Genomic DNA, 22,672 nt, shown 5'->3' with positions numbered 1-22,672 from the left:
AGTGGCCACCACTCCATCATCAGCCATCAACGATGCGTTAAAGGATCGCACCCGCATCCAGACCGATACTTACGCTGAAATCCTGCGTTTGCTCGGTCTGGCCCAGGAGCAGATCGCAGGCATTCTGAAGGCTGCACCGTCTGACTATCAATCTTGGAGCCTGCCACAACTTTCTGCTGCCATCGAGCAAGCCATGGTTGATTTTAGCGCTGCTGGTAGTGCAATTGTAGGTACAGCGGCTGGCAGAATGTGGGAAAACGGCCAATCGCTGGTTGATCTGCCTATTCAGGCTGGCGGCATCAGGTTGGCTACGGTGATGCCCAATATCGACAATCGCCAGTTGCTGGCCATGCGTGCTTTCACCACTGGGCGCATCAAGGATATCAGCACCACCACGGCCAACAAGATCAACAGTCAGCTTGGTTTGGTGGTGATCGGTGCGCAATCGCCTGGCGATGCAATTATCAGCGTTAGAGGTTTGTTGGAAGGTAATGCCAAAAACCGCGCCAGGACGATTGTGCGTACTGAGCTGGGTTCTGTATTCTCGGCGGCAGGCTTTCAGCGCATGCTGGACGCCAAGGCCAATGGCGTCAACATCAAGAAAAAATGGCTTGAATCTGGCAAGGTGCATGCACGTCCTGGACACAATGCGATGCATGGCAAGGTGTTGGAATTGGAAGATCCATTTCTTTTATTGGGCATGGACGGCAATACTCACAAGCTCATGCACCCGCATGATCCCAAAGCACCGGCATCTGAGAAAATCAACTGCGGTTGCGTTGTTGTGCCCGTGATAGACTTCAGCAAGCCTATTGTCGTAGGTAATCTTTCCTATCAATCGGCGCTCACCAGCACCATTCCTGACGGTGTTGATCTTGCTGAGTTCAACCGCCAGGAACTGGCTGGCCGGTCTAATTCCTAACCCCAAATTCTTTAACCCGTATTAAAGGCATTTTCCCCGCCAAAACCCTAATCTGACGGCTCTTTCACTGATTATTTAATCAAGGAGCCACAGATGTCTGGCACACCTCAAACCAAAACCGAAGAGACCAAGAAGCCATTAACAGCTGCTACAGCTGCGGCATTGGTCAAGCGTCCTATCCCTTTGTTTGACGACAAAGGCAAGCCCACTGGCAAATTCAAGCAGCAAGAAGTTAAAACGGCAGAAGTACTGGAGTTCAAGGAATATGCTGATCGCTTAGTTGTGGTCACCGTTGACGGCCAGAAGTTCGAAGCGGCCCTGTAAATCATGGCCAAGTTCGTCATTCCACCTGAAGGCATTCGCGGGGAAGCTTTAAGGGAAGCTGCTGCAAGTGATTTTGCCACCATTCGCGGCCTGGTCTACGAGGCGCTTAAGCAGAAGCTGAATCCTGATGGTCGTGATCGCGCCTATTTCAGCATTGAAGCTATCTACCCAGATCGGGTGGTCGTAGTGAATGGCGATTTCGGTGCTCGAAAATACTCCTACCCTTACTCCCTTGATGACAGCAATGTCATCACCCTTGGTGAACCATCTGAGGTTGTGGCCACCCATACCCCGGTCAAGACTACCGCGGCTCCTATGCGTGAAGCTGTCGCAGCGACCAGCGACCCTGAAGGCACCGGCCGCTACTTGATCCGTGTGGTTGAGGCTGGGGTGTCAATGAACGACGTCTTATATCCTGACGCCGTGCTGCGAGAAGCCGTGCCCAAGTTCAATAATGCCCGGGTTTTCGTTAAATCCGACGATGAGCATCTCGCTGGCAAAGGCAAGGATGTGCGGAATTTGGTTGGACGCCTGGTCGAGGCCGTGTTTGTGCCTGCGGCCAATGGCATGCCGGGCCAGATTCAGGCCGTGCTGGAGGTGCTGCAGCCGGGCGGCGATATTGACGTGCGTCTGCGCGAAGCCGTTAAGCGCGGCATGACGGATATCTTCGGGTTCTCGATCGACTGTCTCGGCGGCTCGACCAAGACCACCATCAATGGCAAGTCTGTCCGACAAGCCAAATCCATTACCAAAGTTGATTCAGTCGACCTCATTGTCGAGCCAGGCGCTGGCGGCAGGCTGATTCGTATGACCGAAGCTGTTAATTCAAAGGAGCAAGCAGAAATGAGCCTCAAGCAGAGAATGCTGACCACCGTCCTGGCGCACAAACCCGGTAAATTTGCCGGTGTTGCCCTGGACGACATCAACGAAGACGAACTCGAAACGGCCTACCGTGAAGCGGTGGCTGCAGGAGCCCAGCAAAACTCCGATACAGTCACAGCGGCGGAAATGGCCGCGTTCCGCGAGGAATTACGCATGATGGAAGCTCGCAACAATGCTCGCGCCACCATTGAGGCTTCCACTTTGCCCCAGGCTGCCAAGGATAAGCTGACCGCGCAATTCGCCACCATGGAACGCTTCGTCGAGGCGGACGTGGCCAAGGCGATCAGCGATGAGCGTGAATATCTCAGCCGCTTTGTGGAGTCTGGCAAGGTGAGCATGCCGTTCGACATCCAGGTGGAAGATAGCCATCTCAAGATGGCCGACATGCTGGATGCGTTCTTCGACCCAGAGCACAAGGAACATCGCAGCGTGCGCTCGTTCCGCGAGTGTTACATCATGATCACAGGAGACCGGGATGTGACAGGTCTGCTGCGGAACTGCGACCGCAGCCGCTTGATGGCCGCCGCTGGCGAAAGCTTCCGTGAAGCCGTGGGCAGCGACACGTTCGGCAATGTTCTGGGCGACGCAATCACCCGCCGCATGCAAGCGTTGTTCACTGCTGGCACTAACCTGCAAGCATGGCGCAGAGTGGCGACCACAGTACCGGTCAGTGATTTCCGTACCCAGGAGCGCACCCGCATTGGGGGGTATGGCAACCTGCCCATCGTGGCTGAGCGTGGCGCTTATAACGCCCTAACCACGCCTGGTGATGGCAAGGCCACCTATGCCGTCGCCAAGCGCGGCGGCACCGAAGATGTCTCTCTGGAGGCGATCAAGAACGACGATGTAGGTGTGCTGCGCCGCATTCCGGTCGAGCTCAACCTGGCTGCGGCCAATACGCTCAGCGAGTTCGTGTTTGATTTCTTCCGTACCAACCCGGTGATCCACGACACTCTGGCGCTATACCACGTCGACCATGGCAATCTCTTCACTGGGGCGCTATCTGCTGCGCAATTTACTGCGCATCGATTGGCGATGCTCAAGCAGACGCGTGCCGGATCAGGCAAGCGCAATGCCGTCAGCCCTGCAATTTTGATGGTGCCGTTCGAATTGCAGGAGCAAGCATATGATCTGTTCGTACGCGGCCAGAACAATGACAAGACATTTGTGCAGACTCTGAACCCCGAGGTGATTCCGGTAGATTATTGGACCGACGGTAACGATTGGGTGACTCTGGCAGACCCTGCACGCCTCCCGGTACTGGAAATCGGCTTTCTGGACGGCAACGAAGAGCCAGAGCTGTTCATCCAGGATAGCCCTACCGGCGGCAGCATGTTTTCCAATGATGTGCTGAAGTACAAGATTCGCCATATCTACGGTGGAAACATCCTGGTCGACGGCGAAAAAGGCACCACCAAGGCGGTTGTAGCCTAAGCCATGCTGGACCGTTACCTCACTTTGACGGCAGACCTTACCCGCGACGATGCGGGTAAGGTAAGCGCGGAGCAGTTGGTCGATGCAGTCCAGGCCGCTGTGTTGCGCTATAGCAAGGATCGGCCACGGCTGGTGATTGATGAGATCACTGCGCCTGGAGGCCAGGTGCTGCCGCTGCCGTCGGGGTGGGTGGCGGATTTTTCGTTGCTGCAGGCGATAGAGCATCCGGTATCGGCCTATCCGGCATCGATGATGGACAAGGATGCCTTCACGGTTCGCAACACGCCCACTGGTCAGCAGATCGTTTCCAGCCATGCATTTGCCGCTGGCGATCTGATCTGGCTGCATTTCACTGAACCCCATACGCTCAGCGAAGCAAGAAACACCATTCCAGAAGGTGACCGCGAGGCAGTTTGCTGTCTGGCTGCCGCGGCGCTTTGTGAGCAGCTGGCATCGTTATATGCCGGCGATACCGATAGCACCATCATGGCTGACAGTGTGGATCATCAGAGCAAATCCACCTTGTTTGCAGCTCGCGCGAAGGGCTTGCGCCAGCGCTACATGAATGAACTAGGCGTTGATCCCAAGCGTGCAGCCCCTGCTGGCACCGTGATTTCACTCCCAAGCAAGGACAGCCGTGGCAGACCACGGCTGACTCACTGATGGCCTATCGCTTTGAATCTGCCAATCAGCAGGAGCTGGCCAGAGTATGGCAGGCAGCACCCAGCCAGGTGCAGCCAGTGATTGAGACCTGGCTGCGCAGTGTTCAGATGCACATGGAAGGTGAAGTTAAACAGCTTACGCCAGTGAGGGACGGTACTCTGCGGAACAGCATTGCGGCGCTGCCATTAGAAACCCATGCCATGGGTGTGACTGCCGTGATCGGGGTTGATCCGGATGCCAAAAGCGCGTTGGGCACCTCACTAAATTATGCCATTCCCGTAGAACTAGGTACCAAGCCTCATGACATCAAGCCCAAGAATAAACGAGCCTTGGTGTTTACGATTGCAGGGCGCCAGGTGTTTGCTGGCGCGGTGAAACATCCAGGCACTAAAGGAGCCTTCATGTTCAGCCGTGCTTTTGACGCCAATGTCGGAAAAATCCAAGACGATCTGAATGATCTGGTGCGCAGCATTGGCATGCAGCTGGGGGTGCTGTAATGAGCGGCTCAGCGAAGCATCAGGCGATCCTGCAAGCCATTGTCAATAAGCTCCGCACTGTGCAGGATGTTGGCCAGGTGCACGACTACGAACGCTGGAGCCGCAACGAAAGCGGATTCAAGGCGCATTACGAGTACACGCTGAATGGCGAGCAGATCATTCTCGGTTGGAATGTGCAGCGGGTAGCAAGTCCACAATCGCGCCAGAACTTGCGTTACGACGTTCGCAACGAGTGGAAAATCACTGGCTTTCGCACCCTCAATGACACTACTGCTAGCGGCAAGCAGTTCAATCTACTGATCGATGACATCCGTGATGCATTTAACCAGGACGCCAACTTAGGTGGCGTTGTCACCAGTCTGGAAGGCGACGGAGTTTCCGGCATTCAGCTGATCAGTTTTCGCCCTGTGATGTTTGCCGGCGTTCTCAGCCATGAAGCGGTTTTATCGCTGACCACCACTCATAACCAAAGGAGCAACCCATGAACACCAAAGTGAAAGACAACGCTGACGGCCAAGAGGAAATCGAGCTGGTCAAGAAACACACCCATGCAGGCCGGGAATATCCAGTCGGCGCCAAGATCAAGGTATCTGAACAAGATGCCAATTGGTTGCGCGGCGTGGGCGTTGCCAAAGAGAAATAGGCATCGGTACTCATTAATTTTTTAGGAGATTGAAATGTTATTTTCAGGACAAGGCAGCATTTCCTTGGGTAAGCGTGATGCCTCGGGAAAGCCTTTGGGTTTGAGACCGGTTGGCGATGCAACGCTGACCATCGCCCTGGCAACAGAAGTGGAAGAACATACTGAAAAGCAAACCGGCCAGCGATTGGTCAATCATCGTCTGAGCACTAAAAAAACTGCTACGACCACGATTGTTGCTGATGAGTGGGATATTGAGAACCTGGCACTGGCCCTGTATGGCGAAGTGACCAGGGTCACTGGTGGCACGGTAACGGCCGAGGCATTGCCCAACCCCGTTGATGCCGGACTGAAATATTTGCTGCAACACAACAATGTGTCTGATGTCGTCATTACCGACTCCACTACTGGCACCGCCAAGGCGCTGCCAGTCAGCCAGTATTCTGTTCATGGGCCTGGCGGGAGCATTGTCGTCCAGGACAAGGCCACAGGTGGCCCATTTGTAGAGCCGTTTCTCGCGGCATATGCCTATGGCGCTACAGATAAAGTTGGCATGTTCACCCAACCGGTGCCTGAAGTCTGGCTGCATTTTGAAGGTGTCAACACCGCAGACAACAATAAGCCTGTGATCGTCGACCTGTACAAGGTGCAGATTGACCCGACACGTCAATTGGATCTGATCACTGATAGTTACGGCACATTTGAGCTGGTAGGCAATGCGCTGCTGGACTTGTTGAGACCTGCAGATGATGAGCTAGGCCAGTTTGGCTCCATCGCCTATCCGCAAATCACCCCTTAGACATCCCCGCCCGGCCTTCCAAGCCGGGTGGTCTTAATTCTCAATAATTAACTTATCAGGAGTCACCATGTTCACTTTAGCTGTCACGCCATCCTTTTCTGCGCCAGTCGTAGTTGATCTACCAACCAACAATGGCAAGTTTGAACGCCGGAACTTTGATGCTGTTTTCAAACGCCTGGATGCCAAAGAACTGAAGGAGTATCGACAGATGCTCAATTCAGGTGAGCTGGATGACGAGGGCTTTGCCAGGATCATCCTTGTTGGATGGGAGAAAGTGACAGATGAACACAAGGCTCCTGTGCCCTTCAGTGAAGAGGTTCGTGATCAGTTGTTGGCAATCCACCCGGTAACACCGTCAGTAATCAAGTCGTTCTTTGCCTCTATCAATGGATCAGCAGAAAAAAACTAGCATTGGCCGCCCAGCATTGGGCGGCAGGAAAGGACTGGAAAACCGGGGTATTTGAGGTCTGGCCGGAGCACTGGGAAACCGTCGAAGTGTTTATGGCCACAGTCTCGCAATGGCGTGTTGTGGCTGGCCTTGGTTCTTTGACTTATCTAGGGCTGGACTATCAGGCACTGCCTGCAGTGTTGAAGTTGATGGGGATTAAGAAGAAAAACCATCAACGGATATTTTGGGGTCTTCAGGAAATGGAACGGGCAGCAAGGCCGCTGCTAAATGCCACCAAGGAAACTAAGCCAGCAAGGCGAAAAAAATGATGATCAGCGCGAACCCGGCAAACCACTTTAAAACGCCTGTAATGAAGGCGTTGATGAAAGTATCAACCGGGTTTTGTTGTTTGTTAAGCATGGCCGGATTGTAGCCCTAAAATGGAAAAAACCCTACAGATCAAGATAACGGCGGATGGCCGGATTGCCCTGGATGAGATCAAGGCGGTCGGTAAAGCCCAGGCAGATGCCAACAAGGCACAAGCCGCTGCGGCTGCCAGCATGGAGAGATCCCGTAGTGCCCAAACTGCAGCTGCGGCTTCCACGCGTGCATTAGGGGATGAGCAGCGTCGCCTGGCGAGTGAGCTGGATACGTTGATGAAGCGTATCGATAGCGCCTACCGTGAGACGAAGCGCCTGGAGGAAGGCCAATCTACACTGCGCCGGAGTTATGCTGCTGGCCTGATCAATCTGAGCCAGTACAAGCAAGGTTTGGCATCCCTCAATAATGAAACCTCCCAGGCAGTACAGTCAGGGGAGCGCCATGCATCCATAATCGCCCGGGTCGGCCATTATGCCGCCGCTGCTTTTGCAGTGAGCCAAGTTGTCGATTTCACCAAACAGATCGTCCAAGCCAATCTCAACTTCGAAAAATACAACAACACACTGGTCTACGCCACAGGCAGCCAACACCTGGCAGCAGTGGAAATGGATTACATCACACGCACTGCGGATCAGCTGGGCCTAAATCTTGAAGGTGCGATTGTCGGGTATACGAAGTTTTCTGCCGCGACTAGAGGTACCTCCATCGAGGGCGAGAAAACACGGGAGGTGTTCGAATCAATCGCCAAGGCGTCAGTGGTGATGAGGCTGTCTGCTGATGAAACCAATGGTGCCTTGCTTGCCATCTCGCAGATGATCAGCAAAGGTACGGTGCAGGCTGAGGAATTGCGTGGCCAATTGGGTGAACGTCTACCTGGCGCGTTCAATGTGGCTGCACGCGCGATGGGCGTGACGACACAAGAGCTGGATAAGCTGCTTGAAGATGGGGCTGTGGTGTCTGATGAGTTTCTGCCCAGATTTGCAGATGAGTTGACCAGGACACTAGGCGATAACCCACAAAGCGCTGCCAGTAGCGCCCAAGCGCAGTTAAATCGTCTCTCCAATGCCTATCTGGAGTTCAAGCGATCATTAGGCGAGAGCCTGATCATGGAACTGGTATTGCGCGTGACGGAAGGTTCGACCGATGCACTCAAGTGGTTCAATCACTTTGTATTCGATAGGGGGGAACTGGCCGATTTGAATGCCCGCGCCAATGCGCCAGAGCGCCTGGCCAAGCTGGACCGCGAGCGGCAGTTCCTGCTCGAGGGAGGCAACAACCTTGATCCATCCAATACTCTTGCTCGCCGACAGGCTCGATTGGCCGCCATTGATGCCGAGGTCCAGGCAATCCGCAACCGGGCTGGCCTGGATACTCCTGCCGAAGAAGTTGGCGAATCTGAATCCGCAAAGAACGCTGCAGCGTTGCGTGACAAGGCGCAGCAGAATGCCTTGGATAAATTTATCAATACTGAGAAGTGGCAGACAAGGTCGCAAAAGCTTGCGTCAGCGCTGGAAGAAGAACGCAAGGCATTTGAGAAATTGGTCGAGGGCATGGAGAAGGACTCTCCACGTTATAAAGCCGCCTATGAGGCCCACTTGTCGCACATCGATGTCATCAAAGGCAAGGCCGAGGCATCGGCCAAAAAGAGCAATAGCGATCCGCTGGCCAATGCTATGCGTCAGCTGGAAAACGCACGTGCAGAGTCTGGCCGCAATACCGAGAAATTCATCTATGACGCCGAGCTGAAGGCTCTGGATACCGGCCTGCAGCAGGCCCTGATCAGCTACCGTGAGTATTACGTCCAGCGCGAAACGATCGAGGACGATTATTACAATCGCCAGGTATCCCGGATTGAGCAAAAGATTGCCAATGAGCAAGCGGCGGCGGCTGCAGCCAGGGCAAGAGGCGATAACGTTGGCGCAGCTGGCAATGAGACCAATATTGTTAAACTGCAGTCCGAGTTGAATGCCCTGGACCAGCAACGTGCCAATAGCCGTGCTGCCAACATGGAAGCAGAGCGTGCGGCTAATCTGGAAATGGCGCGGCAAGGTATGGCCATGACAGCCCAGCTGCTGCAATCGCAGGGGCAGCTGGAGGATGCCGCCCGCCTGCAGGTGGCTCAGAAGTACAGCGCCAGCCTGGCCAGGATGAAGGCTGAAGGCAACGAGGCTGGTATAGAGCTGATAGAAAAGCTGATCAATGTCGAATTGGCCAGCGGTCGATTGAATCAGATTGAAACCGAGCTCAATGCCTCACTCGCCCGCATCACTGACGAAACCAGGCGTGTGGATATCCAGAAGAATGCGGGCATCCTGACCGAATTCGAAGCCAGGCGGCGACTCATTGGTCTACAGCAGCAGGAAATTCCATTGCGCCAAGCGCAATTGACGGCATTGGAACAAGCCTATCAGCAGAGCCCAACCCGGGAACTGAGCGACAGGATACGACAGGCTCAGCTCGACATCGAGCAGCTTCAGGCGGTAGTGAGTGGAGCCAACCGCACTTTTGAATATGGCGCGCGCACTGCGATTGGAGAATACCGCGACGCGATCAGCAATGGCGCTACGCAAGCACGTGACTTGTTCAACAGCAGTTTCCAAAGCATGGAGAACGTGCTGGCCACCTTCTTCCAGACTGGCAAGCTCAACATGCAGGATTTCTTCAGCGCCCTGGAGCAAAGCCTGGCCAAGGTTGCCGCGCAGAAGATGATGGAGGGAATTTTTGGTGCCCTGGACATGGGTAGTTGGTTTGGTGGCAGCAATTCTACAGTGCCTTCATATGGCAGCTCCGGCACGGTGCCAGGTGGAGTCGGTCGCTGGATCGGTACCAATCACACCGGCGGCATCCTGGGCAGCGAGAGTACGGCGCTTCGGTATGTCTCTTCAGATGTATTCGATGGTGCACCACGCTTCCATTCTGGTGGCATCTTGGGCGATGAAATCCCTATTATTGGCCGTAAGGGTGAAGGTGTTTTTACTGCAGAGCAGATGAAGAACCTGGCCCCTGTTGGCACTGGTGGCCAGCAAGTGGTCAACGTGCAGATTTTCGAGGCAGCAGGCACACAAGCCACGGTCACTCAAAGCACTGGCGATAACGGCGAATTAAATCTGCAAGTGATGGTGGAAACCCTGACTGACATCATGGGCCGCGATATAGAGCGTGGCCGTGGCCTAGGCCCAACACTTGAAGCCAAATATGGCCTGAATCCTTCAGCAGGAGCCTTGGGATGACAGCGACCTGGCCATCTAGCCTACCCACACCATTTGCCGTTGGCCATGGTATTGAGCCAGTACCGACCTCACGCCGCAGCCAAATGGAGGTTGGCGTGCCACGCCAGCGCCAAGCACAGACCGAACCGCTGACCAATACACCGAACGTCAAGCTGGAGTTCAACCAGCACGAGATGGCGATTTTTGAAGCCTGGCACGCCCATGAATTGCATCTTGGCAATGATTGGTTCTTGTTCCCCTGGGCCAATGGCCAGGGAGTAACGGAGATCGAGGTGCGCATGATTGAGGGAAAGTTCAAAGGCCGCTACGACGGCAAAGGCGTGTTCACCGTGACTTTTGATCTTGAAATCCGCAACCGGCCATTGATGAGTAAGGCCGAGCTTGCACAGTACTTGTGAGTTTTAACCATGCCTGATCCCACACTTGAAGAAGCGATTAAAGAAGCCTATGCCAGCAACCCTGTTGGCGAGGTGGAGCTGAACACTCTGGAGTTCCGTCACCCTAATTTTGTCGACCAGAACGGCGATCCATCTGCCATTCGCGTTGTCCTGGACAACGTCGATCATTACCTCACCCTGGAAGATGATGCGCCATTGAACCCTGGTGAGAGCGTGCTGTTTGTCAGGATGGCGTTTGAGCTGACCAAGCCGGAGGTGGATTCGGTTGCTGGACCTGCCATGGATATCACATTGAATAACATTACACCGGAAATCGAGACTCAAATCCGGGCCGCCACACGATCTCCTTATCCTGTCATCGGTATGTACCGCCTGTACCTGCTGAGCGATAAAACACAACCACAGAATAACCCGCCAATGGAGTTCCAGCTCGACAATGTCAACGCGGACGATGAGTCCATTACGGCCAGAGCCACCTTTGGCAATGAGGCACAGCGCCCATTCCCGAATGAAAACTATACGGCCACACGCTTCCCTGGACTATCACGATGAGTGGGCAACAGCATTGGGCAGCGGCATACATGGGCTTGCCTTGGATCAACGGCCAGCGCGATTGCTTCCAGTTCTTCAGGCAGATTCAGGCTGCACACTATGGCCGCGAGATCCCGCCTTATTACGTTGATGCACAGATGGTGCGCAATTGCGTACAAGCACTGCAACAAAACCCAGAGCGCCAGCATTGGGAAGAGGTGGCTTTGCCTAAGGATGGGGATGCTGTGCTGATGAGCCAGTCCAAGGTGCCGACGCACGTAGGTGTGTGGATAGGCGATGGGGGCGGGATTCTTCACTGCGTACAAGGTGCGGGTGTTGTTTTTTCCATGCCCAAGCATCTGGCCAGCATGGGGTTCAAGGTCACAGGCTACTACCGTTGGAAAGGGCAAGGGACATGAAGGCAACTGTTATCACCGTGCGCAATCCCTTTGCGCCTGCGCAAAATCGGACGGTGACCGAGATCAGGAGGCGCCGCAGGATTGCAGCGTTGGCACCACAGACTGCCATGCCTTTCATCTGCCATTTGAATGGCAAACCACTGCTCAGGCCGCAATGGAGCAGGTGTGTTGAAGATGGCGATATCGTCATCTTTTCCATCCTGGTCCGTGGAGGTGGTGGAGGTGGATCGAACCCATTGCGCATCGTGATGATGGTCGCTGTCATGTATGTCACAGGAGGACTTGGCGGTACGATGGGCGCAATGGGTGGTGTCGGTGGCATGGTTGCAACTGGTGCCACCGCTACCATGATCAACATTGCCGTAGGCATGGTCGGCATGGCTGTGATCAATGCGGTATTGCCGGTCACAAACACACCCGCCAGCATGAAGATGCAGTCTCTAGCTGCACCTTCACCTACTTATTCCATTGGCTCTCAGGGCAATCAAGCGCGACTTGGCCAGCCCATCCCTAAAATCTATGGCCGCCATAAGGTTTACCCTGACTTGGCCGCCATGCCTTATACGGAATATGCGGGTAATGAACAGTATCTTTACCAGCTCTTTTGCGTTGGCCTTGGGGAATATGAGCTTGAAGCATTGCGGATGGAAGAATCTCCGATCGAGAACTTCCCCGAGGTGACGGTCGAGATCGTACAGCCAGGCGAACTGGTGACCTTGTTCCCGACCAATGTTTACACGGCACCTGAAGTGGCGGGCCAGGAATTGGAAAACACCTGGACTGGCGGATTTCCTGCTTGTGGTGCCTCGCAGCAACTCAATGCGATCGCAGTCGATATTGTTGCCCCTCGAGGTCTTTACTATGCAAATGATCAAGGCGGCTTGACCGCAAGGTCTGTCACTGTGGCGGTTGAGGCTCGCCTGATCGATACCGATGGAAACCCACTGGATGAATGGCAAACGCTTGGTGTTGAGACCTTTAGCGCCGCTAGTCAGACTGTGATTCGCAACAGCTACCGTTACGAAGTCACACCAGGCCGATATGAAGTCCGGGTTCAGCGATCAAGTGGTAAAGACACTTCCAGCCGGGCAGCCAACGATGTGACCTGGACTGCATTGCGTGGCTACATGCCTGGCAATCAGTCTTACGGCAATGTGACCATGGTGGCCATACGCATGCGTGCAACAAACAGTCTGAGTTCGCAGTCCAGCCGCCGATTCAATTTGATCGCCACTTCCAAGCTACGTGTATGGAATGGTGTTGCCTGGTCTGCACCGGTGGCTACGCGCTCGATCGCATGGGCGATTGCGGATGCCTTGATGGCGAGTTACGGCGGAAAACTGCCGCAGAAACGCATTGACCTGGATGGGTTGTTATCCCTGGATCAGACCTGGGCGGCGCGCGGTGATACTTTCAATGGCGTCTTCGATACTCAGAATACCTTGTTCGACGCGGTAAAGAACATTGCCTTGGTAGGACGTGCGCAGCCTTATCAACAAGGTGGGATCTGGTATGTTTGGCGTGACCAACCGCAAGCAATGCCTGTGGGATTGTTCAATGCCAGGAACATCATTAAAGGTAGCTTCAAGACTCAATATCTACTGCCGACCGAGCAAACGGCGGATGCGCTGGTAATTCCCTATTGGGATGAAGAAACCTGGAGCGAAAAAACGGTCACTTGTCAGCTTGATGAAAGCGCACCAGGCAATCCTAAAGAGATCCCGCGCGTGTTTGGCATGACCACGCGTAAACAGGTTTGGCAGCACGGCATGTACACGCTGGCCAACAACCGCTATCGCCGTGAATTATCCACACTGACCACCGAGATGGACGGGTTTATCCCGACCTATGGCGACATGCTGGCCATCGCTGCAGCGCGGGACGTGGGCCAATATAGTGGCGATGTGATGGAATACGATGCAGTGTCCAGGACGATTACAACATCCGAGCCACTGACCTGGTCAACAGGTGGCGCTAACCACTTTTTTGCATTTAGACGCAGGAATGGGGACTACGATGGTCCATACCGCGCAACACCTGGTGCAACCGATTACGAAGCCGTCCTGGATACGCCATTGGATTTTACGCCTGATACTGGCACTGACCGGGAGCGCACTTCATACCGTTTTGGTGTTGGCCAGCCACGCATGATGCTGGCGCGTGGCATTCGTCCCCGATCCAGGGACCGTGTCGAGATCAGCCTGGTGATTGAGGCCCCTGAAGTGCATACCGCAGATAGTGGCTTGCCTCCTGAAACACCATCAGACTGGAATCTACCAGTACAAGTCAGCCGTCCTGCTGTTTCTGGCTTGACCGTACTACCAGGTGGCACGCCTGATATGCCGATGGCGCAGGCCAATTGGGTGCCTTCTCCTGGTGCGGAATATTATGTGGTGGAAGTCAGCTATGACGATGGAGACAGTTGGCAACCAGTTGGCCAGCCCACCAACAACAGTATTACGTTTCCTGTGCGACCAGGGATCATTCAGGTTGCGATTTCAGCGGTTGGCCAGGCACAAGGGTTGCGCACGGTCTGGACTGGCGCTCCTTTCAGCAATGCTGCTGCATTACCCTCTGTCACTGGCCTGATATTGGCCCAGCCGTTTGTTGGACGATCGGCCAAATGGCTGTGGAATCCAGTTGTGGGTAATGTAACTTATACCGTGACGATTTATGCCGGGGCTGGTCTGACGCTCAAACGCACGGTGCAGAACCTTAAGCAACCCGAGTTCGAGTACACCTATGAGGATGCGATCGCAGACGGCGGACCCTGGCGCATATTACGTATTGGCGTCCGGGCCTATAGCATTGACTCTGCCTCAGAGGCCACGACGTACCTGAATGCCGAAAATCCTCAAGTGGCAGCACCAACAGGGCTGAGTATCACGGCCGGACCAGGTGCGCTGACAGTGAACGTTAATCCTCCTGCAGATACCGACGTGGCCGGGATGATGATCTGGATGAGCGCCATTTCTGGCTTTACTCCCAGCCTGGATACCCTGGTCTATGATGGGCCAGGCTTCTCACGTGGCTTTGGTGGACTAGGCGCAGGTGTGCCTCAATACTTCAGAGTTGCGCTCTACGACACCTTTGGCAAAGACAGCCTGAACATTAGTTCGGAGATCACCGCCTCGCCAATTGCATTGGGCGGCGTGCCCCAATCGATGGATATCCCCGACTCAAACATGGGCGACATTGTGTATGTGATCAATGAACAGAGCTTGTATCAGTGGAAAGGAGATGCCATTGGCTATGAACGTGCGCAGCCAGCGGTGATCGGCAATCAGATCATTGGCGGCATTATTCAGGCGGCTATAGAGCTGCAGGCAGCGCACATTACAGGTGGGTCGTTGAATATCAATAATAGGTTCAAGGTTGATTCCGGCGGGGATTTGGACTTGGTTGGCCCGGATGGGACTGTTGGCCTCGCGCTAGAGCAAAGTAGCAGGCTGGTAGTGCGCAGCCCATCCGGCGCACGCCGGGTGTTAATTGGCAAGTGGTCGGCCACATGAGTACTGAAGATGAGTATGGAGTATGGGTTTGGGACGAACAAAACAAGCTGCAGTTTTCAACCGAGGGCAGATATTTCAGGCTACACACTCTGATTACACAGTCCGTAAATTGGGCTGGCGGTCGTAACGGTGCGACCTACACGTTGAGCTACAACCTTCCCGGAGCCACTAATGATGGAACTTGGATATTGGTGATCCTTGGGTATGCGTCGGGGGGAATTTACGGGACTTTTAACAATGGGGGATTGAATATTACAGCTCATGTATCACCGAACATGGGGCTGATAGGGACGTTGCAATTGTGGATTTTTAGAGGCTGATACTGTGATTGATGAATATCTAATTGAAGTTCTTAATAAATCGGGTTTTGTCCAGATTGATGGGGCATTGAAAAATATGAGAGTTATTCAATACGGCACCGTCGCATATGACTGGTATTACAGTGGCTGGAGGATCACCTATCCAAATATGGGGTTCATACCCATTGTGATGGTCAGCCCGCCAGCTGGTACATACGGTTCTTATAACTGGTCTTATGATTTATGCTCTGGCAGAGCGGACTATACTTCATTCCAATTTTTCAGCTTTACTACTTCGGAGTCTAGTGGTGTTGGTTTCAATGTGGACTATGTTGTGCTAGCCCCAATGCCTGACTTATTGATTAGCCCGCCTCAATACGGTGTAGTGCTGCAAGATGAAAACAATTCAATAGTCTTCTCAAGTGCTGAAAAATACATGGCTATCGATATGATCCACTCTATCAGCACCTTGTTCCCAGGCTATACATATTATGTTGACGTGGCTCTGCCAACCATTCCCTTTGGCAAACGGTATTTCTCTGTCAACACTCATTTCACAGAAAGCGGATATGGGTTAGCGACATCTGGCATTTGGTTGGTTAATCAGAACACCGTGCGTATAGGCCAACTGGGATGGTGGGGAACTGGTATCAGGTCTTATGGGGAACCTATGCAAACTCTAATTGGATATTTCAACCCATGAAAAATTTTGCATTAATCAAAAATGGCCTTCCCATTCAGGTTGTCACCCCTGCGCTAGATAATACTTATTCTGATGGTCAGTATGAACACGGTGGGATATGGAGGGAGTTCTCCAACAATATCAGCCATCACGAAATATTGAATGACTGGTACTACAAGGATGGATGGTATCAGCGCCCAGCCTCACCTGGACCTTATTATCACTGGCAAAACGAAGTTGAATCCTGGGTATTTGACATGGATGCCGCTCGGTCAGCAAAAAGCGAAGTGATACGAAAGGCTTGTGAAGATGCGATTCTTGCCGGGTTTCAGTCACTGGCGTTGGGTAGTCCGCATCAATATCCATCAGACTTAGAGGACCAAGCGAACCTATCTTCCTCGGTGATGCGTTCCACCCTTCCTGACAGCGATCCTGATCAGCTTTATCCATTCAAATGCAGGTCTATTGAGGGTGTATGGGAGTTCCGATCTCACACAGCTGCCCAGATACAGCAGGTTGGACGGGATAGTTATGCAGTCATCCTTGGGCATCGGCAACGACATGCTCAACTGCAAACGCTGATTCAGTTGGCACGCTCAGAAACCGAGCTTGAAGTGATTGCCTGGAATCAATAGAGAGAGCGACGGTGACCATGCGCCAACATGGCCACCGCCCTTCAAGCCACAGTAAACAGGACTGTGAATCAAAGCCAGGGCTCCCTGCCACGTCGACGCAGCGGGGGAATCCTAGCGCAATTTTCACCACAGCGAAAGGTTTTGCATTATGTGCAATACAGTCCCATTCTCTTCATCACCCATCATTCCTTGGATAGGCGGCAAGCGTCGGTTGGCTAAGCATATCCTGCCTTTGTTTCCCGAGCATTCGTGCTACGTGGAGCCATTCTGCGGCGCGGCGGCACTCTACTTCCTCAAGGCGCCAGCAAAGGTTGAGGTCCTCAATGACATCAACGGCGAGCTGGTCAATCTCTACCGCGTCGTGCGGCACCATCTCGAGGAGTTCATCCGCCAGTTCAAATGGGCGCTGACGTCGCGTCAGATATTCAAATGGATGCAGATCACACCGGAAGAAACACTCACGGATATCCAGCGTGCTGCGCGTTTTTTCTATCTACAGAAGCTGGCATTCGGCGGTAAGGTCAGTGGCCAAACTTTCGGCACGGCGACAACTTCGCCGCCCAAGCTGGCATTCAGCCGTCTTGAGGAAGATCTGTCCGCAGCGCACTTACGCCTTGACCGGACCTACATCGAGCACTTGCCTTGGGAGGATTGCATTCGCAAGTATGATCGCGACCATACTCTTATATATTGCGATCCTCCCTACTGGGGCACAGAAGGCTATGGCGTGGTATTCGGGTTAGAGCAGTATGCTCGGATGGCTGAGCTGGCTAGGGTTATTAAAGGCAAGATGATCATCAGCGTGAATGACATTCCTGAGATGCGCCAGGCGTTTGCTGGCCTGGCCATGAAGCACGTCGATATCAATTACACAGTGGGAGGCGGAGGAAAAGACAAGGGCAAGGCCAGAGAGTTGATTATCACGTCCTGGAATCCTTAACCTGTTGGTATTGTGATCTAACCTTGGTTGGCCAGCATTTCAATGGCCAGCCTTTTTAAGATGCGCAAGATATTTGCAAAATGTGCAAAGCGGAATAATCTGAATTATCGCAATTCAGAGCGCGAATTTATCGCGCGCGGCTTCAATTGACCGTGGTTTATCATGATGCTAATAGTTCTTATTTGCGATAATCGCGTCGGATTGTCAATCCATGCTGACAGTTCAAATTCATATCCAGGATGAGTGCAAAACTGAAATGACGATCTGTCATGTGGAGCAGTTATACAGCCATCACCGTGGCTGGCTGCATAACTGGTTGCGCGGGAAACTGGGCTGTAGCGAGCAGGCGGCGGACTTGGTGCAGGACACTTTTATTCGTGTGATGGCTGCGCGCTCCAATATCGCCAACCTCGATCAGCCGCGGGCTTACTTATCCTCCATCGCCAGGAATCTGGTCATCGACCATTGGCGGCGCAAGGAACTGGAGCAAGCCTACCTGGCGGCCATCTCCCTGCTGCCGGAGCAGGAAGTGCCTTCGCCGGAGCAATCCCTGTTGGTGTTCGAGGCGCTGGAGCAGGTGGACAAGGTGTTGCAATCCCTGCCGCCCGCCACCAGGCAGGTGTTCCTGCTCTCCCAGCTGGACGGCATGACTTATGCTGCCATTGCAGAACAATTGGATTGCTCTGTACCCACCATCAAGCGCCACATGCACAAGGCATTCTTCGCCTGCATGCAGGTAGAGCTGCTATAGGAGGCCGGGCACCATGAAACCTCTCGATATCGATCCCAGCATACTGGAACAGGCGGCGGACTGGCTGGTGCAAATGCATTCCGGGGAAGGCAATGCTGTCAATGATGCCGAAATAGAACGCTGGCGCTCGCAAAGCGAGCAGCATGAAGTGGCATGGCAACGTGCACAGCAATTCATCGGCATTGTCCATACACTGCCGCCGGAACTGGGAAAAGCTGCATTGCAGCGTCCTGTCTCCCCTGCCCGCCGCCGCGCGATCAAGAAGCTCGCTGTATTGCTGGCGCTCAGTCCGGCAGCATGGCAGGCATGGAGGACGCAGCCCTGGCTGGGATACACCAGCGATTACCATGTAGCTACCGGCAGGCAGCAGCATATCAAGCTTGCGGACGGTACTGCGCTGGTTCTCAATACCGCAACCAGCATCGACGTCATCTATGATCAGCATCAGCGGCTGGTGAGATTGAAGCGAGGCGAGCTGCACATTACCACTGCGACCGATCCAAGCGGCAGGAACCGTCCATTCAGGGTGCAGACCAGGGATGGCATGGCGCGTGCGCTGGGCACCCGGTTCAGTATTCGGCAACTGGATCACAGCAGCCATCTTGCCGTGTTTGATAGCGCAGTCGAAATCACCCCCAAATCCAGTCCAAATCGCAAAACCATTATCCAGGCAGGATCGCAGACAGAATTTGGTGCCATGGACGTACAACAGCCCAGGCCGGTTTCCGAGGCCCAGGAGGCATGGACGCACGGCATGCTGGTGGTGCGCGACCAGCCCCTTGCTGCCGTGGTGGATGAGCTGCGGCGTTATCATGTGGGCGTGCTGCGCTGCCATCCCGACATCGGCAGACTGCGTGTTTCCGGCACCTTCCCGCTCACCGAGATCGGCCGTACCCTCAACCTTCTGCAACGCACCCTGCCTATAAGCGTGGCCAGGGTTTCGCCTTATTGGATCAATCTTAGCCCCGCATCCTGATTGCAGCGGCTAACTGCAGGCCAAGATCAGTTCGCCTCCTGCTATCCGGCCTTGAGCCATATCTGGCATTTTCATGCGAAGTATCAGTAATAAATACAAACAATTCTTATTTTGATCCTTTTTTGTTTCCTGTTCGTCTTATAGAGGTAAGCAACATTTTCTAGAACAGGAAGCAAGGAATGAAAAACAATAAATCGCCCAGCCGAGGCGATGACAGGCCGCTGAAGGCAGTGCGGCATCAATTAGTCCAAGTGGCCGTGGTCGGCATGCTGGCCGGCATGGGCGTGTCTATGACGCTTGTGCGCCCGGCCATGGCGATGGAACCTTCAGGGGAAATCAGGCAATACAACATTCCGGCAGGGTCGTTACACGATGTCCTGACTACCTACAGCGTCACCAACAACATCGCATTATCGTTCGACCCTGCATTGGTCGCAGGCAAACAAAGCCCAGGTTTGCAAGGCAGTTACACGCCGAGGGAAGGCCTGGAGCAAATACTCAGTAACAGCGGCCTGGGCTTGATGCCACAAGGGAATGACGGGTACACCCTGTACAGACTGCCGCCCAATGTGCCCACTCATGGCGCCAGCTCGCGGCCGGCTGCAGGAGTCACATTGCAGGAGCTCGAAGTCCAGGCGCTGCGGCCAGATGAAGATCAAAAGCGCGCCGTCTACCGGCAATCTGTCTCCACCATCTACATGGACGACACTAACTTCACCAAGTTCAAGGGCAGCAATGTCGCCGATATCTTCCGCGGGCAAGTGGGCGTCTATAGCGGCGACGCGCGCAACGGTGACGTGCTCGACCCCAACATCCGCGGCATACAGGGCCAGGGCCGCGTTCCCTTGACGATTGACGGCACCGAGCAGGCCATTACCAAGAGCAAGGGTTTTTATGTTGGGGCCAACAATGCCAACTACATCGACCCCAACCTGATTGCCGGCGGCACCGTGGTTAAGGGTGCGGCGATTGACCGCAATGTGCAGACTTCCAGTGGTGGCGGCATCGCCCTGCGCACCATTGGCGCACAGGATATCCTCAAGCCTGGTCAGCGCTTTGGCATTCGGCTCAGGATAGACGGTGAGACCAACACTACCAGCCCGCGCTTCCCCGATACCATGCCGGAAGGACAGGTTTATCACGTCAACAATGGTGCCGAGGCAACGCAGTTGACGCAGGAATTCAGCAACCGCTATCCAACTAATGTGACGCCTCGCGACAACCCTACATTGTTGAACTCCAAGTCCGGCTCGGCAATGGCGGCCGTTGCCTGGCAGAACGAGGATTTCAATCTTCTGGCAGCCTACAGCTACCGCAAGCGCGGCAATTACTTCGCCGGCAGGCATGGCGCCGAGAAATACCAGAATGCCGGCATGTACAGCGATAGCCTGCCTCAGCAATACGATGTTACGGCTTCTGTTGCCGAGTTCTACAAAGCCGGCAAGGAGGTCACCAATACCAGCAGCGAGGCCGAATCATTCCTGGCAAAAGGGGAATGGAACATTACGGACAATATGTTGCTCGGCTTTGGCGTGCGCACGACGGAAATGCATACCGGCGCTATTTCTCCAACTGCCATCCGCAACGTGACCGAGGCGCAGCTCGCAACCGGGCAAGTGTTTCAATGGCCGGAGGGCGAGTCGAAGCAGAAAGCCTACAACCTCGATTATGCCTGGAAGCCGGAAGATAACCGCTTTGTCGACTTGCAGGCCAAGCTCTGGAAGACCGAGACCAATTCTGACGATTTCTCCGGGCGCGGCGCGTTGAACGGATTGGTGGAGATCGTGCCTGATCGCGAGTACATCACCGCACAATCCAACCGGCTGGACGTACAGAACGACCGCACCGGATTTTCCGTCAGCAACAAATTCCAGTTGCACGACACCTTGAACCTGCTGGTAGGCGGCAATTACCAGTATGAAACCCTGGATGTGAATGCCAGGTGGGCTGGCAATGTGCGCGGAGGCCAGCGGCACGAAAACGATATTTACTTCAATTTCAACTGGCAGCCGCTAAGCTGGCTGGAACTGGATGCAGGGGCCAAGCGCCGGGCTTTTTCCATGAAGGATAAAGGATATTTGGAGTATTTGCAGAACAACGCAGTGGCTGCAGATAATCGGGAGAAACCACTGGTTGCCAGGCAGTTTCTTGTTGGAATCAGGCAGGATAGATATGTGCCATTATTAATTTCTGGAGCGCTTACGAGAGCGGGAATTTTAGGTTCTAGCGACACCTATATTAACTCTGCTGATCTCGAGACTACGCTCAATACTATCTATCGTTCTGGGAGAAGTTTGGCAGGCTTTTTGCAGGTAGATAGTGATGGCAAGCTAAGCAGCAACGGTCTTGCCGAATTGCAGAAAATGCTGGATACAACCTTTGGCGGTCTTGTTTCGGTAAGTGATCTGGATCTATCGACCATGGCAATCCAGGCTACATCCGGTTTGTACCTGTCCGATGCAAATCGTGCGGCTCCAAATGGAAAGGTCAAGGATACCGATTGGGCGCCGTCTTTCGGTGTGACCTTCAAGGGTTTCCATTCACGTTTGTATTTCCGTTATGCGCAGGATATCCGCATGCCTTCCATGGCTGAAGGAACGCATGGCGGATATGTAGCCTTGTTGAATAGCCGTGAAATGTATGGCCTAGATCCGCTGCAACCTGAAAAGGCACGCAATATCGAAGTGGGCCTTAGCCATGATTTCAGCCGTTTTTTCAAGCAAGGCACGGTAGCGGATGCCAAGATCGCTTATTTCGATCAGAACATTAAGAACGTGATCGATACCGTGGTACTGACAAGGGGATTTGTTTCTGCCAACCTTGACCAGCAGAAAATCAGGGGCGTGGAATTTCAAAGTCGGTTCGACAGTGGTCGTTTCTTTGCCGAGTTCAGCGCCATCAGGAATCTCAGGAATGAGGTCTGCGACAAGAATGAAGCCATTGTGTATTCGAGTTATCCAGGCGAAATTTCAGAATGTGTCAATTATGGCTTTCCGCACGGTATTTTGCTCAATACCAAACAGCCAAAACACTCTCTTAACTTGATGCTAGGCAGCCGTTTGTTTGACAACAGGCTGGAATTCGGTACCCGGGTGACTTATTTCACAACATATGACCGGGAAACCCAATATACCAAATTGACCAGCAACTTGGTCGGCATGCCTGTGAACTGGGCTTCAACCACGGTGGTAGACGCCTATGCAAATTATCAGATCACCAAAAATACCCTGATCGAGTTTTCCGCGATGAACCTGACGGACCGCTATTATGTGGACCCGCTCGCGCGTAGCTGGATGCCTGCCCCAGGCAGAACATTGCGGCTCGGTTTGCGTATCGATATTTAGCTAGGTCGTCACTGGCGATTAAATT

Annotated in this window: 21 protein-coding genes; all 21 read left to right on the top strand. The window is 53.8% G+C overall.

Features of this window, described 5'->3' with window-relative positions; genetic code table 11:
- The first annotated feature begins 1 nt into the window (after nucleotide 1).
- The 21 genes from MFLA_RS13750 (at nucleotide 2) to MFLA_RS13650 (ending at nucleotide 22,647) form a co-directional block, all read left to right on the top strand.
- On the top strand, nucleotides 2-922 hold the full coding sequence (locus tag MFLA_RS13750; RefSeq protein WP_011480914.1) for a phage head morphogenesis protein: 921 nt from the start codon (nucleotides 2-4) through the stop codon (nucleotides 920-922).
- Nucleotides 923-1,015: 93 nt separating this feature from the next.
- A complete protein-coding gene (locus MFLA_RS13745; protein ID WP_011480913.1) occupies nucleotides 1,016-1,246 on the top strand; it encodes a hypothetical protein in 231 nt (76 codons plus the stop codon).
- A 3-nt stretch (nucleotides 1,247-1,249) separates the two neighbouring features.
- Entirely contained in the window at nucleotides 1,250-3,562 is a 2,313-nt protein-coding gene (locus MFLA_RS13740) for a hypothetical protein (protein ID WP_011480912.1), read from the top strand.
- Between the two features lie 3 nt (nucleotides 3,563-3,565).
- Nucleotides 3,566-4,225: a hypothetical protein gene (locus MFLA_RS13735; RefSeq protein WP_011480911.1), complete on the top strand. Its 660-nt coding sequence runs from the start codon at nucleotides 3,566-3,568 to the stop codon at nucleotides 4,223-4,225.
- Nucleotides 4,225-4,722 carry an HK97 gp10 family phage protein gene (locus MFLA_RS13730; RefSeq protein WP_011480910.1) on the top strand — a complete coding sequence of 166 codons (498 nt, stop codon included), beginning with the start codon at nucleotides 4,225-4,227 and terminating at the stop codon, nucleotides 4,720-4,722. Before MFLA_RS13735 ends, MFLA_RS13730 begins: the two co-directional genes overlap by 1 nt.
- A complete protein-coding gene (locus MFLA_RS13725) occupies nucleotides 4,722-5,207 on the top strand; it encodes a hypothetical protein (protein ID WP_011480909.1) in 486 nt (161 codons plus the stop codon). The genes MFLA_RS13730 and MFLA_RS13725 overlap by 1 nt, the downstream gene beginning before the upstream one ends.
- Entirely contained in the window at nucleotides 5,204-5,365 is a 162-nt protein-coding gene (locus MFLA_RS14760; RefSeq protein ID WP_195742026.1) for a DUF7210 family protein, read from the top strand. Before MFLA_RS13725 ends, MFLA_RS14760 begins: the two co-directional genes overlap by 4 nt.
- Before the next feature lie 34 nt (nucleotides 5,366-5,399).
- Complete coding sequence (locus MFLA_RS13720; RefSeq protein WP_011480908.1) at nucleotides 5,400-6,161, top strand: hypothetical protein; 762 nt, start codon at nucleotides 5,400-5,402, stop codon at nucleotides 6,159-6,161.
- A gap of 67 nt (nucleotides 6,162-6,228) precedes the next feature.
- On the top strand, nucleotides 6,229-6,570 hold the full coding sequence (locus MFLA_RS13715; protein WP_011480907.1) for a hypothetical protein: 342 nt from the start codon (nucleotides 6,229-6,231) through the stop codon (nucleotides 6,568-6,570).
- Nucleotides 6,571-6,572: 2 nt separating this feature from the next.
- The gene (locus tag MFLA_RS13710; RefSeq protein ID WP_011480906.1) at nucleotides 6,573-6,878 is read left to right on the top strand and encodes a DUF1799 domain-containing protein; all 306 of its coding nucleotides are present in this window, start codon (nucleotides 6,573-6,575) and stop codon (nucleotides 6,876-6,878) included.
- A gap of 111 nt (nucleotides 6,879-6,989) precedes the next feature.
- Nucleotides 6,990-10,160 carry a tape measure protein gene (locus MFLA_RS13705; RefSeq protein ID WP_011480905.1) on the top strand — a complete coding sequence of 1,057 codons (3,171 nt, stop codon included), beginning with the start codon at nucleotides 6,990-6,992 and terminating at the stop codon, nucleotides 10,158-10,160.
- Complete coding sequence (locus tag MFLA_RS13700; protein ID WP_011480904.1) at nucleotides 10,157-10,558, top strand: hypothetical protein; 402 nt, start codon at nucleotides 10,157-10,159, stop codon at nucleotides 10,556-10,558. The genes MFLA_RS13705 and MFLA_RS13700 overlap by 4 nt, the downstream gene beginning before the upstream one ends.
- Nucleotides 10,559-10,567: 9 nt before the next feature.
- On the top strand, nucleotides 10,568-11,110 hold the full coding sequence (locus MFLA_RS13695) for a DUF1833 family protein (protein WP_011480903.1): 543 nt from the start codon (nucleotides 10,568-10,570) through the stop codon (nucleotides 11,108-11,110).
- A complete protein-coding gene (locus tag MFLA_RS13690; protein ID WP_011480902.1) occupies nucleotides 11,107-11,508 on the top strand; it encodes an NlpC/P60 family protein in 402 nt (133 codons plus the stop codon). Before MFLA_RS13695 ends, MFLA_RS13690 begins: the two co-directional genes overlap by 4 nt.
- Nucleotides 11,505-15,020, top strand: a complete 3,516-nt coding sequence (locus MFLA_RS13685) for a host specificity factor TipJ family phage tail protein (protein WP_011480901.1) — start codon at nucleotides 11,505-11,507, stop codon at nucleotides 15,018-15,020. The genes MFLA_RS13690 and MFLA_RS13685 overlap by 4 nt, the downstream gene beginning before the upstream one ends.
- 324 nt (nucleotides 15,021-15,344) lie before the next feature.
- On the top strand, nucleotides 15,345-16,022 hold the full coding sequence (locus MFLA_RS13675; protein WP_011480900.1) for a hypothetical protein: 678 nt from the start codon (nucleotides 15,345-15,347) through the stop codon (nucleotides 16,020-16,022).
- Nucleotides 16,019-16,636, top strand: coding sequence for a hypothetical protein (locus MFLA_RS13670; RefSeq protein WP_011480899.1), 618 nt, complete (start codon nucleotides 16,019-16,021; stop codon nucleotides 16,634-16,636). Before MFLA_RS13675 ends, MFLA_RS13670 begins: the two co-directional genes overlap by 4 nt.
- Nucleotides 16,637-16,784: 148 nt before the next feature.
- Nucleotides 16,785-17,576, top strand: coding sequence for a DNA adenine methylase (locus MFLA_RS13665; protein WP_011480898.1), 792 nt, complete (start codon nucleotides 16,785-16,787; stop codon nucleotides 17,574-17,576).
- A 211-nt stretch (nucleotides 17,577-17,787) separates the two neighbouring features.
- Nucleotides 17,788-18,327, top strand: coding sequence for a sigma-70 family RNA polymerase sigma factor (locus MFLA_RS13660; RefSeq protein ID WP_011480897.1), 540 nt, complete (start codon nucleotides 17,788-17,790; stop codon nucleotides 18,325-18,327).
- 13 nt (nucleotides 18,328-18,340) lie between these two features.
- A complete protein-coding gene (locus tag MFLA_RS13655) occupies nucleotides 18,341-19,303 on the top strand; it encodes a FecR domain-containing protein (protein ID WP_011480896.1) in 963 nt (320 codons plus the stop codon).
- Between the two features lie 179 nt (nucleotides 19,304-19,482).
- Nucleotides 19,483-22,647: a TonB-dependent receptor gene (locus MFLA_RS13650; RefSeq protein ID WP_011480895.1), complete on the top strand. Its 3,165-nt coding sequence runs from the start codon at nucleotides 19,483-19,485 to the stop codon at nucleotides 22,645-22,647.
- The last annotated feature ends 25 nt before the right edge of the window (nucleotides 22,648-22,672 follow it).

The organism is Methylobacillus flagellatus KT, assembly GCF_000013705.1.
GTDB classification, from domain to species: domain Bacteria; phylum Pseudomonadota; class Gammaproteobacteria; order Burkholderiales; family Methylophilaceae; genus Methylobacillus; species Methylobacillus flagellatus.
Note: the sequence above shows the minus strand (reverse complement) of the source record. Positions and strands in the feature narration are given on the sequence as shown.